Origin of the sequence: Acidovorax sp. (assembly GCF_046314175.1) — a bacterium.
Lineage (GTDB): Bacteria > Pseudomonadota > Gammaproteobacteria > Burkholderiales > Burkholderiaceae_C > Acidovorax.
Map to the genome: position 1 here is coordinate 39,128 of NZ_JBKBXG010000034.1, position 11,669 is coordinate 50,796.

General features: G+C 63.2%; 10 protein-coding genes and 2 riboswitches. Of the genes, 8 read left to right on the forward strand and 2 right to left on the reverse strand.

Features of this window, described 5'->3' with window-relative positions; genetic code table 11:
* Complete coding sequence (locus tag ACK4OE_RS11790; RefSeq protein ID WP_409884998.1) at positions 1 to 1,701, forward strand: electron transfer flavoprotein-ubiquinone oxidoreductase; 1,701 nt, start codon at positions 1 to 3, stop codon at positions 1,699 to 1,701.
* A 72-nt stretch (positions 1,702 to 1,773) separates the two neighbouring features.
* Here the strand turns inward: ACK4OE_RS11790 and ACK4OE_RS11795 are convergent, their stop codons facing one another.
* A complete protein-coding gene (locus tag ACK4OE_RS11795) occupies positions 1,774 to 2,232 on the reverse strand; it encodes an Lrp/AsnC family transcriptional regulator (RefSeq protein WP_409884999.1) in 459 nt (152 codons plus the stop codon).
* Positions 2,233 to 2,622: 390 nt separating this feature from the next.
* On the opposite strand from ACK4OE_RS11795, the gene ACK4OE_RS11800 reads away from it, so the two are divergent.
* The 7 genes from ACK4OE_RS11800 to ACK4OE_RS11830 all read left to right on the forward strand — a co-directional run bounded on the left by ACK4OE_RS11800 (position 2,623) and on the right by ACK4OE_RS11830 (position 11,163).
* A complete protein-coding gene (locus ACK4OE_RS11800) occupies positions 2,623 to 3,594 on the forward strand; it encodes a TRAP transporter substrate-binding protein (RefSeq protein ID WP_409885000.1) in 972 nt (323 codons plus the stop codon).
* A 128-nt stretch (positions 3,595 to 3,722) separates the two neighbouring features.
* On the forward strand, positions 3,723 to 4,217 hold the full coding sequence (locus ACK4OE_RS11805) for a TRAP transporter small permease (RefSeq protein ID WP_409885001.1): 495 nt from the start codon (positions 3,723 to 3,725) through the stop codon (positions 4,215 to 4,217).
* Positions 4,214 to 5,491: a TRAP transporter large permease gene (locus tag ACK4OE_RS11810; RefSeq protein WP_409885002.1), complete on the forward strand. Its 1,278-nt coding sequence runs from the start codon at positions 4,214 to 4,216 to the stop codon at positions 5,489 to 5,491. Before ACK4OE_RS11805 ends, ACK4OE_RS11810 begins: the two co-directional genes overlap by 4 nt.
* A gap of 176 nt (positions 5,492 to 5,667) precedes the next feature.
* Positions 5,668 to 5,750: riboswitch (glycine riboswitch) on the forward strand.
* A gap of 21 nt (positions 5,751 to 5,771) precedes the next feature.
* A riboswitch (glycine riboswitch) is annotated at positions 5,772 to 5,897 on the forward strand.
* Between the two features lie 48 nt (positions 5,898 to 5,945).
* Entirely contained in the window at positions 5,946 to 7,079 is a 1,134-nt protein-coding gene (gcvT, locus tag ACK4OE_RS11815) for a glycine cleavage system aminomethyltransferase GcvT (protein WP_409885003.1), read from the forward strand.
* 94 nt (positions 7,080 to 7,173) lie between these two features.
* Positions 7,174 to 7,548 (forward strand): glycine cleavage system protein GcvH, encoded by a 375-nt coding sequence (gcvH, locus tag ACK4OE_RS11820; RefSeq protein WP_409885004.1) that lies wholly within the window; start codon positions 7,174 to 7,176, stop codon positions 7,546 to 7,548.
* A gap of 73 nt (positions 7,549 to 7,621) precedes the next feature.
* On the forward strand, positions 7,622 to 10,528 hold the full coding sequence (gene gcvP / locus ACK4OE_RS11825) for an aminomethyl-transferring glycine dehydrogenase (RefSeq protein ID WP_409885005.1): 2,907 nt from the start codon (positions 7,622 to 7,624) through the stop codon (positions 10,526 to 10,528).
* A 23-nt stretch (positions 10,529 to 10,551) separates the two neighbouring features.
* Positions 10,552 to 11,163 (forward strand): Crp/Fnr family transcriptional regulator, encoded by a 612-nt coding sequence (locus ACK4OE_RS11830; RefSeq protein WP_409885006.1) that lies wholly within the window; start codon positions 10,552 to 10,554, stop codon positions 11,161 to 11,163.
* A gap of 6 nt (positions 11,164 to 11,169) precedes the next feature.
* Here ACK4OE_RS11830 and ACK4OE_RS11835 read toward each other — a convergent pair.
* The coding region (locus ACK4OE_RS11835; protein ID WP_409885007.1) for a c-type cytochrome at positions 11,170 to 11,669 on the reverse strand (500 nt) is incomplete at its 5' end.

The following is an 11,669-nucleotide window of genomic DNA, read 5'->3' on the forward strand; positions in this document are numbered from 1 at the left end:
ATGACAAACGAAGAAATCATCGCCCAGTATGGCCCCCGTGAATCGATGGAATACGACGTGGTGGTCGTGGGTGGCGGCCCTGGCGGCCTAGCCACGGCGATTCGCCTCAAGCAACTGGCGACTGAAAAAGGTCAGGATGTTTCGGTCGTCGTGTTGGAAAAAGGCTCCGAGCCCGGCGCGCACATCCTGTCAGGCGCCATCATGGACCCCAAGGCACTCTCCGAGCTGATCCCCGACTGGAAAAAGCGCGGCGCGCCGCTGAACCAGCCTGTCACCGACGACGCCTACATCTTTCTGTCAGAAAAATCGGGCGTACGCGTGCCCAACATGTTTCTGCCGCCCTTTGCGCAGAACCACGGCAACTACATCATCAGCCTGGGCAACCTGACCAAGTGGCTGGGCGAGCAGGCCGAGGCCCTGGGCGTGGAAATATTCCCCGGCTTCACCGCTGCCGAGGTCTTGTACAACGACGACGGTTCGGTCAAAGGCGTGGCCACCGGCAACTTGGGCATTGGCAAAGACGGCGAGCCCACCGAGAACTTCCAGCTGGGCATGGAGCTGCTGGGCAAGTACACCGTGTTTGCCGAAGGCGCACGCGGCCACCTGGGCAAGCAGCTGATTGCGCGCTACAAGCTCGACCAGGACCGCGACCCCCAGAGCTTTGGCATTGGCGTGAAGGAGCTGTGGGAGATCGACCCCAAGAAGCACCAGCCCGGCTTTGTAATGCACACCGCCGGCTGGCCCATGGAAAACGACACCTACGGCGGCGCCTTCCTGTACCACCTGGAAGACAACAAGGTGGCCGTCGGTTTTGTGACCGGCCTGGGCTACCAGAACCCCTACCTCAGCCCGTTTGAAGAATTCCAGCGCTGGAAGACGCACCCGAACGTCCGCTACTACTTTGAGAACGAAAAGGGCGAGATCACGGCCAAGCGCCTGTCGTACGGCGCACGCGCCATCAACGCCAGCGGCATCAACGCCCTGCCCAAAACCATCTTCCCGGGCGGAGCCCTCGTGGGCTGCAACGCGGGCTACCTGAACGTGGGCCGCATCAAGGGCAGCCACGCCGCCATCAAGACCGGCATGCTGGCAGCAGAAGCCGCGTACGACGCCATCGTCGCAGGCCGCCAGCACGACGAACTGACCGCCTACCCCAAAGCGTTTGAAGCGAGCTGGCTGTACACCGAGCTGAACAAGGACCGCAACTTCAAGAACTGGTTCAAGTACGGCCTGACCACGGCCACGCTGATGAACGGTTTCGAGCAGTTTGTGCTGCGCGGCCACATCCCGTGGACGTTGCACCGCGACAAGCCCGACCACGCGTACCTGAAGCCTGCGGCAGAGTGCAAGCCCATCGTCTATCCCAAGCCCGATGGCAAGCTGACTTTTGACCGCCTCTCCAGCGTATTCATCAGCAACACCAACCACGAAGAGAACCAGCCCGCGCATCTCACGCTCAAGGACGCGAGCGTGCCGGTCAACATCAACCTGGCCAAGTACGCGGGCCCCGAGGCGCGCTACTGCCCGGCGGGTGTGTACGAATTTGTTCCTGACGTGGCCAAGGGTGGCGATGCCCAGCGCCTGCAGATCAACGCGCAGAACTGCGTGCACTGCAAGACCTGCGACATCAAGGACCCCACGCAGAACATCGTGTGGGTGACGCCAGAAGGCGGCGGTGGGCCGAACTACGCGGGCATGTAGATGCCGCAAAAATCATAGCGCCTTGCGCTTTATGGGCCTGCCTTGCAGGCCTTTTTCATTTAAACAGGATAGTTAGCCGGCAAACAGCGGCAGATCCGCCTTCTTAAGCGTGCGCAGCACAAAGCTCGACCGGCTGTGCCGGATGCCCTTGATCTTGTAAAGCTTCTCGCGCAGCAGCCGCTCGTAGTCGCGCGTGTCCTTCACCACAATGCGCAGCAGGTAGTCGTAGTCGCCCGACACCAAGTGCGCCTCTATCACCTCGGGAATGCTGGCCAGCGTTTCGCCAAATTTTTCAAGCGTGTTGTCCGAATGGCTATCGAGAGTGACCTGCACCAGCACCGTGTCGGCCAGGTCCAGCGACTGCGGGTTGATGCGCACCGTGTAGCCCTGGATGACGCCCGCCTCTTCCATCTTCTTGATGCGGCCCCAGCAGGGTGATGCGCTCAGGCCCACGGCCTGTCCGATCTCTTGCAGGCTGGCGCGGGCGTTGCTCTGCAGCACAGCGAGAATTTTTCTGTCGAGTCGATCCATCGGCCAAATTATTCACCAATCCCTCCATCTACAGAAAATTTTTCTGCGTTTCGCAATATTCAAAGCGAATTCAGCAAATTCATCTCTGCCCCGGCGCGCATACTTCTCACATCAAGGCGTTCTTACCGGATCGCACAAACTGACAAGGCCCCGGCTGGTTACCGCCAGCACGGGGCCCTTGGCATGGGGGCTGACCCAGACGCGGGCGCACCGCACCATGACAAGAAGCTGACACCCCGCCTTTAATAAGCACGCTTACCAGCACAAACCCCGATGCCTCGCGCGAAGGGGCGCCGCCATAATTTGCGCGAGGCTGGCACCCTGTGCCACCGCACTTCCCCAAGGCGCACGCCCCGAGGCGACCGCTACAACATTCCAACAGGAGACAGCATGCAACTGACCAAACTCGTCGTCGGCCTGAGCCTTGCGCTCGGCTTTGTGGCCACCGCTGCCGCGCAGACCACCATGCGCATCAGTATTTCAACGGCGCAAAACTCCCACCAGGGTGTGGCCATCGACACGTTTGCCAAGGAAGTCGAAAAGCGCACAGCCGGCCGCTACAAGGTGCAGACCTTTTACAACGGCGCCCTGGGCGGCGAGCGCGAGTCGATTGAAGCCGTGCAGCTGGGCACGCAAGAGCTGGCCTTCAGCTCCACCGGCCCGGTGCCCAACTTTGTGCCCGAGGCGCGCATTTTTGACGTGCCCTTCCTGTTCCGCGACAAGGCCCACGCCCGCGCCGTGCTGGACGGCCCCATCGGCCAGGAGATGCTGACCAAGTTCGACAGCAAGGGCTTCAAGGCCCTGGCCTGGGCGGAGAACGGCTTTCGCCACATGACGAACAGCAAGCGCTCGGTGAACGCGCCTGAAGACCTGAAGGGTCTGAAGATGCGCACGATGGAAAACCCCGTGCACATCGCCGCGTACAAGGGCTTTGGCATCATCACCACGCCCATGGCTTTTCCTGAAGTGTTCACGGCCTTGCAACAAGGCACCGTGGACGGCCAGGAGAACCCGCTGCCCGTGATCATCTCGGCCAAGTTCGACCAGGTGCAAAAGCACCTGACGCTGACCGGCCACGTGTATTCGCCCGCCATCTTCGTGATGAACAAAGGCTCGTTCGACAAGCTTTCGGCCGCTGACAAGCAGGCCTTCATCGACGCCGCCAAGGAAGGCACCAAGGCCAACCGCGCCCGCGTGGACGAAGACGACGCCAAGGGCGTGGCCGACCTGCGCGCCAAGGGCATGACGGTGGTGGACAACCCGGACAAAGCCATGTTTGTGGCGGCACTGGCACCCGTGAACGCAGAATTTGAAAAGCAGTTTGGCAAGGCCACCCTGGACAAGATCCGCAACGTCAAGTAACTGCATACGCATCAGCTACTATATTTTTAGTAGCACACAACGCCCGTAGAATAAGCGCTACGGGCGTTTTTTATCTTCAACCTGATTCTTTTGACTGAATCAAACGAAACCACGGCGGTGTCCGCCCCATGAAAAAAGCTTTTCTGATGTTTGAACGCGGGGCCACGTTTGCCGCGTTGCTCGGCGCGTGCGCCATGCTGGTCATTGCGGCCACGCTGGGCATGTTCCAGATCGTGACCCGTTTTGTGCTGGAGCAACCTGCCGAGTGGACCGAGGTGCTAATTCGCTTCAGCCTGATCTGGATGGTGTTTCTGGCGATTCCCAGCGCGTTCCGCCAGGGCGCGATGGTGAGCGTGGATGTGCTCTACCGCTGGAGCCCGCCGCGCGTGCGCCGGGTGCTGGACTATGTCGTGGCAGTGGCGGCGCTGGCACTGATTGGCGTGATCGTGTGGTGGGGCTGGGACTACGCCCAGCGCGGCGGTGTGCAGTCGATGGCGGGGCTGGAGTCTGTGTCCATGTTCTGGGCCTATGTAGCCATGCCCGTGGGTGGCGTGTTCAGCGCCATCGGCATCATCGGCTGCCTGGTCGACCCCCAGCGCCTTGAACTGGAGACCGCCCTATGACCCCCGTGATGATTACAACGATGGTGCTGTGCTTTGCACTCACCGTGTCCGTGGCCGTCTCCATCGGCCTGGCCTCCATCCTGGGCATCCAGGTAGCCAATGCCAACATGCTGATCTCTGTGAAGGAGATGTTTGGCTCCATCAACAAGTTTCCGCTGGCGGCCATTCCGTTCTTTATCCTGGCGGGCAACCTGATGGAAACCGGCGGGATCTCCCGCCGCCTGGTCGAGTTTGCCAAGAGCATCGTGGGCGGCGTGCAGGGGGGCCTTCCCATGACCTGCGTGCTGACCTGCATGATCTTTGCGGCCGTGTCGGGCTCGTCGGTGGCCACCACATTTGCCATTGGCGCCATCCTGATCCCCGCACTCATCAAGCACGGCTACCCCACCAGCTACGCCGCGTCGCTGCAGGCCACCAGCGCCGAGCTGGGCGTGGTGATTCCGCCGTCCATCCCGCTCATCCTGTACGGGGTGAGCGCCGAGGTGTCGATTGGCGAGCTGTTCATCGCGGGCTTTGGCCCGGGGCTGTTGATCGCCGGTGCGCTCATGCTGTTTGTCTGGGCCTACTGCAAGTACAAGGGCTGGGGCAAGAACGACGGCGATGGCCGCATGCCGCTGGGCAAGGCCACGCTGCAGGCCGGCTGGGCGCTGCTGATGCCCGTGATCATCCTGGGCGGCATCTATGGCGGCATCTTCACGCCCACCGAAGCATCGGCCGTGGCAGTGTTCTATGCACTGATCATCGGTGTGGTGATCTACCGCGAAATCAAGATCAAGGACCTGTTTGGCATCCTGCGCAAGTCGGCCATTTCGTCGGCGGTGATCATGTTCATCATTGCCAATGCGGGCCTGTTCGCGTTCCTCATCACGCGCGCCGGGGTCCCTGATGCGATTGGCCGTTGGCTTGAGGCCGTGCTGCAGTCACCCACCCTCTTCCTGCTGGGCGTGAATGCCGCACTCTTTATCATCGGCATGTTCATCGAGACCAGCGCGGCCATCATCGTGCTGGCCCCCATCCTGGCACCGGTGGCCATGCACTTTGGCGTAGACCCGGTGCACTTCGGGCTCATCATGGTGGTGAACCTGGCCATGGGCATGATCACGCCGCCGTTTGGCGTGAACCTGTTTGCGGCCTGCACGGTGGCGCGAATATCGCTGGACCGCATCGTGGGGCACTTGATTCCGTTTGTGCTGGTCATCATGGCGTGCCTGATGATCGTGACCTATGTGCCGCAGTTGTCGCTGGGTTTGCGCGATCTGGTCTACGCAAAGTAGCGAGTGCAGGGTTTCACGCTTGCTGGCACACAAGAAAACGTCTTTTCGGCCCTGGCCGCGTTGCAAGTCCTCGCGATACCGCCCGGTATCGCTGTGGTTTGCGCCCTGCCAGTGCCAAAAATCCATTTTTCTTGTTTGTGCCATCAAACGGCAAACACTGCACTAGAATCGCCCCGGTCAGGAGAGAGTGCCAGCCCCACGGGCCACCGCACCGCCGAAGGCGCAGGCAGCAGCCGAACGCTCAGGCAAAAGGACTGACAACCGCCCGCAGTGATGCGGGCGTTCCCTTGCTGGAGAGAGATGGCCCACCGAGCGCGTGTTGAGGCCATCCACCGAAGGAGCAAACCGCACGGCCAGCCAGGGCGCTGCGGCGAATCTCTCAGGTAAAGCGGACAGCAGGGCAAATCCCGTGACCACCTCCGTGGTCGCGGCCCCCATTTGCCCGGAGTCCGCCATGTCGTCATCCACCGCCCCACTGCTCACTACGCCCCTGAACGCCCTGCACATCGAGCTGGGCGCCCGCATGGTGCCGTTTGCCGGCTATTCCATGCCCGTGCAATACCCCGTCGGCCTGATGGCCGAACACCAGCACACGCGCAACGCGGCGGGCTTGTTTGATGTTTCGCACATGGGGCAGCTGAAACTGGTGGGGCCTGACGCTGCTGCAGCGTTCGAGACACTGATGCCGGTGGACGTGATCGACCTGCCCGTGGGCAAGCAGCGCTACGGCCTGCTGCTGACGGACGACGGCACGGTCATTGACGACCTGATGTTCTTCAACAAGGGCAATAACGAGATCTTCGTCATCGTGAATGGCGCTTGCAAAGTGGGCGACATCGCCCACATCCAGGCGCGCATCGGTCAGCGTTGCGACGTGGTCCCCATGCCCGACCACGCGCTGCTGGCGCTGCAGGGCCCGCAAGCAGTCACAGCGTTGGCGCGACTGGCGCCGGGCGTGGAAAAGCTGGTATTCATGACGGGTGGCGACTTTTCCATCGCGGGCTGCGACTGCTTTGTGACGCGAAGCGGCTACACGGGCGAAGACGGTTTTGAAATTTCTGTGTCTGCCGCACAAGCCGACACCCTGGCCCGCGCCCTGCTGGCCCAGCCCGAAGTCAAGCCTATCGGCCTGGGCGCCCGCAACTCGCTGCGGCTCGAAGCAGGCCTGTGCCTGTATGGCAACGACATCGACACGACCACCACGCCACCCGAGGCAGCGCTGAACTGGGCTATCCAGAAGGTGCGCCGCACCGGTGGCGCACGCGCAGGCGGTTTCCCTGGCGCCGACAAGGTGCTGGCGCAGATCGACAACCCCGCCGCCCTGCTCCGCAAACGCGTCGGCCTGGTGGCGCTGGAGCGTGTGCCCGTGCGCGAACACACCGAGCTGCAGAGTACCGATGGCCAGAAGATTGGCGAAGTGACCAGCGGCCTGCTGGGCCCCACGGTGAACGAACCCGTGGCGATGGGCTACGTCCCCCCCGCCTTCGCCGCCATCGGAACACGCGTGAACGCCATGGTGCGAGGCAAGGCTGTGCCCATGGAAGTGCGCGCCATGCCCTTCACGCCCGCGCGCTACTACCGCGGTTGACCGCCTGAAAGTGCGCCAGCGCGGCTACAGTCTCGGTCGGCATCGGCACTTTCATTTAATTGTTTCTTACCCCCTCTTTTTTTCTGGAGCCCCCATGACCGTCAAGTTTTCCAAGGATCACGAGTGGATCGACATCTCCGACCACGAAGCCGCCACCGTCGGCATCACGGTACATGCCCAGGATGCGCTGGGCGATGTGGTGTTTGTGGACCTGCCCGAAGTCGGCAAGACCTTCACCCAGGGTGACGTTGCCGGCGTGGTGGAGTCCGTGAAGGCCGCCGCCGACGTGTACATGCCCGTCACCGGTGAAATCGTCGAAGTGAACGAGGCACTGCGCGCCGACCCTTCGCTGGCCAACACCGACCCGCTGGGCGCTGGCTGGTTCTTCAAGGTCCACGTGACCGACATGATGCAGTTCGATGCCCTGATGGACGAACCCGCGTACGCAGAGTTCGCCAAGAACGCCTGATCACCGCATCTCCTGTTCCCCGCGGCCCGGCGCCATGCCGGGCCAATGTGCTTGCTGTCCCACGCCGCCGCCGATGACCACACTCGCCCCCCTGCCCACGCTCGCTGCGCTCGAAAACGCCACCGAGTTCCTGCCCCGCCACATCGGCATCGATGCGGCCGACGAAGCGCACATGCTGTCGGTGATCGGTGAGGCCTCGCGCCGCGCCCTTATCGACTCCATCGTGCCGCGCTCCATTGCACGCAGCAGCGCCATGGACCTGCCCCTGCCGATTACGGAAGCGGCGGCGCTGGCCGAACTCAAGGCGATGGCATCGAAGAACCAGGTCCTGAAGAGTTTCATCGGCCAGGGTTACTACGGCACGCACACGCCGGGCGTCATCCTGCGCAACATTCTTGAGAACCCCGCCTGGTACACGGCCTACACGCCCTACCAGGCCGAAATCTCCCAGGGCCGCATGGAGGCCCTTATCAACTTCCAGACCATGGTCTGCGACCTGACCGGCATGCCGATTGCCAACGCCTCCATGCTGGACGAGGCCACCGCAGCCGCTGAGGCGATGACGCTGGCCAAACGCTCGGTCAAATCCAAGAGCAATGTGTTTGTGGTGGCGGGCGATGCGCACCCGCAAACCATCGAAGTGATCCAGACCCGTGCCAAGCCGCTGGGCATTGATGTGGTGCTGGCCAATTCCGCCGCCGAATGGGACGCCGCGCTGAACGGCGACTACTTTGCCGTGCTGGCCCAATACCCTGCGACCAGCGGCCGCATCGACGACCTGCGTGCTGACGTGGAGAAAGCCCACGCCAAGCAGGCCGCCTTCATCGCAGCAGCCGACCTGCTGGCCCTGACACTGATTACGCCACCCGGTGAATTCGGTGCCGACATCGTCGTGGGCACCACGCAGCGTTTTGGCATGCCCATGGGCGCCGGTGGCCCACACGCTGCCTACATGGCCTGCCGTGACGAGTTCAAGCGCAGCCTGCCCGGCCGCCTCGTGGGCGTGAGCGTGGACGTGCATGGCAAGCCCGCCTACCGCCTGGCCCTGCAAACGCGCGAGCAGCACATCCGCCGGGAAAAGGCCACGTCCAACATCTGCACCGCGCAGGTGCTGCCCGCCGTGATCGCCAGCATGTACGCCGTGTACCACGGGCCCGATGGTTTGAAGCGCATCGCGCAACGCGTGGCCAGCTACACCGCCATTCTGGCCAAGGGGCTGGAACAACTGGGCGCACAGGTGCGCCCGCAGGCGTGTTTTGACACGCTGACACTCCAAACCGATGACGCTACCAAATCCATAGCTGCTCGCGCAGTACAGATGGGCGCCAACCTGCGAATTTACTTCGAAAACTACCTGTGCATTTCGCTGGACGAGACCACCACGCGCGCCGATATTGAGCTGCTGTGGAAGGTCTTCGCCAAGGACGGCCAGGCGCTGCCCACGTTTGACGCCTTCGAGAAAGGTGTGGAGCCGCTGATCCCCGCCGAATTGCGCCGCACCAGCAGCTACCTCACGCACCCGGTGTTCAATACCCACCACTCCGAAACCGGCATGCTGCGTTACATCCGCCAGCTGTCTGACAAGGACCTGGCGCTGGACCGCAGCATGATCCCGCTGGGCAGCTGCACCATGAAGCTCAATGCCACGAGCGAGATGATCCCCATCACCTGGCCCGAATTCGCCAACGTGCACCCCTTCGCACCCGCTGACCAGTTGCAAGGCTACAAGGAGCTGGACGAACAACTGCGCGCCTGGCTGTGCCAGGCCACGGGCTACGCAGGCATCAGCCTGCAGCCCAACGCCGGATCGCAAGGCGAATACGCGGGCCTGCTGGCCATCAAGGCCTACCACGAGGCCCAGGGCGATAGCCACCGCAACATCTGCCTGATCCCCAGCAGCGCACACGGCACCAACCCCGCCAGCGCCCAGATGGTGGGCATGCAGGTGGTGGTGACGAAGTGCGACGACAACGGCAACGTGGACATGGCCGACCTGCAGGCCAAGTGCGAACAGCACAGCGCCAACCTGGCCTGCATCATGATCACCTACCCCAGCACGCACGGCGTGTTCGAAACGCAGGTGAAGGAGCTGTGCGCCCTGGTGCACAGCCACGGCGGCCGGGTGTATGTGGACGGCGCCAACATGAACGCCCTGGTCGGCGTGGCCGCCCCTGGCGAGTTCGGCGGCGACGTGAGCCACCTGAATCTGCACAAGACCTTCTGCATTCCGCACGGCGGTGGCGGCCCCGGCGTGGGCCCCGTGTGTGTGGTGGCCGATCTGGTGCCCTACCTGCCTGGTCATGCCACGGCCGGTGTGGCCGGCGGCGTGGGCGCGGTCAGTGCCGCCCCCCTGGGCAACGCGGCCGTGCTGCCGATCAGCTGGATGTACTGCCGCATGATGGGCGCCGAGGGCCTGAAGGCGGCCACGGAAACGGCCATCCTCTCGGCCAACTACATCAGTGCGCGCCTGAAGGACCATTACCCCACGCTGTACGCATCGGAAGGCAAGGATGGCAAGCCCGGCCATGTGGCGCACGAGTGCATCCTGGACCTGCGGGGCCTGAAGGACAGCAGCGGCGTCATGGCGGAAGACGTCGCCAAGCGCCTGATCGACTACGGCTTCCACGCGCCCACGCTGAGCTTCCCCGTGCCCAACACGCTGATGGTGGAGCCTACCGAGAGCGAAACCCTGTCCGAGCTGGACCGTTTCATCGACGCGATGATTGCCATCCGCGAAGAAATCCGGCAGATCGAAAACGGCGCTTGGCCGCAGGACAACAACCCGCTGAAGAACGCCCCGCACACCGCCGAGAGCCTGCTGGGCAGCGAATGGACCCGCCCTTATGCCCGCGAAGCCGCCGCTTACCCCGTGGCCGCCCTGCGCAGCAACAAGTACTGGTCGCCGGTGGGCCGCGTGGACAACGTGTGGGGTGATCGCAATCTGAGCTGCAGCTGCATCCCGGTGTCTGACTACGCCTGATACGCCTGAATTGCCTGAATGCCGTGACCTCGACCACCAGCGCCTGCACTGTCTGCCAGCCGCCTGCGCTGGAGGCGCTCGTCCAGTCTGAACCGGCCCTGGCGGCGCTGTGGCAGGCCCTGCCCCGACGGCAGTTCAGTGCGGGCACCTTGCTGCAACAGGCGGGCGAGACCAGCACACGCTGCTGGCAGGTACGCAGCGGTGTGGTGCGGCTGTTCTATCTGAACGCCGAAGGCACGGAGCGCAACCGATCGTTCCACGGCACCGGGCACTGGGTGGCAGGCAATCTGCCGCCCCTGGCACTGCCCAGCCCTTACGCCATCGAGGCCCTGTCGCCCGTAGAAGCCGTGGACCTGGCCTACGCCACCTTGCAACAGTGGCAACGCAGCTTTCCGCACATCGCTGCCTTGCTGGGAGAAGCCCTGGGCTATGTGTTTGAGCAGCATGCGCACCGCGAAGCCGAGTTGTTAAGCCATCCACCCGAGGTGCGCTACCAGTCCTTTCTGGCCACGCACGCGGATCTGGCTCCACACCTTCCGCAGCACCATGTAGCGAGCTACCTGGGCATCTCGCCGGTGTCGCTCTCACGCATCCGCGCACGACTGGGCATGGTGGACACGTCACGCGGCGTTTGAAAATTTTCAGCGTTCCTGTGGCCACGCACTGAGCGTGCGATCCCGCCCTGGCATCACCACTTGGGGCAATTTTTCCTTGTCCATGACGGCGTCACCTGCCACCAACCCGTTCAGATGCAGCAGGTGCGCGGTGATGCCGTACACCTCGTCATCGGTCAGACTCTTGGGCGCGTGCATCGGCATGCCTCGGCGCACATAGTCGAACACCGTCGTGGCATAGGGCCACATCGCGCCCACCGACAACACCTGCAGCGGGTACTTGCGCACGCGCAGGGGGCGCAGCGGGTCGCTCAAGCCGATAAAACCATCTGTGCCCACCAACCGTGCGGCAGGCCCTTCGATACCCTGTGCGCCGTGGCAGGCAGCACAGTGCATGGCGTACAGGCGCGCGCCCTGCTCCACGCTGCCCCGGCCGGGTGGCAGATTGCGGCCGTTGGGGAAGACGGTGATGGCATAGCGATCGATGTCGGCAGGCGACAGCGGCTGGCCTAAGCCGATGACAAGTG

Coding starts and splice junctions, on each gene's coding strand:
- ACK4OE_RS11790 (WP_409884998.1), top strand. CDS start 1: ATGACAAACGAAGAAATCATCGCCCAGTATGGCCCCCGTGAATCGATG.
- gcvP (WP_409885005.1), top strand. CDS start 7,622: ATGACCACACTCGCCCCCCTGCCCACGCTCGCTGCGCTCGAAAACGCC.
- ACK4OE_RS11800 (WP_409885000.1), top strand. CDS start 2,623: ATGCAACTGACCAAACTCGTCGTCGGCCTGAGCCTTGCGCTCGGCTTT.
- gcvH (WP_409885004.1), top strand. CDS start 7,174: ATGACCGTCAAGTTTTCCAAGGATCACGAGTGGATCGACATCTCCGAC.
- ACK4OE_RS11805 (WP_409885001.1), top strand. CDS start 3,723: ATGAAAAAAGCTTTTCTGATGTTTGAACGCGGGGCCACGTTTGCCGCG.
- ACK4OE_RS11810 (WP_409885002.1), top strand. CDS start 4,214: ATGACCCCCGTGATGATTACAACGATGGTGCTGTGCTTTGCACTCACC.
- gcvT (WP_409885003.1), top strand. CDS start 5,946: ATGTCGTCATCCACCGCCCCACTGCTCACTACGCCCCTGAACGCCCTG.
- ACK4OE_RS11795 (WP_409884999.1), bottom strand. CDS start 2,232: ATGGATCGACTCGACAGAAAAATTCTCGCTGTGCTGCAGAGCAACGCC.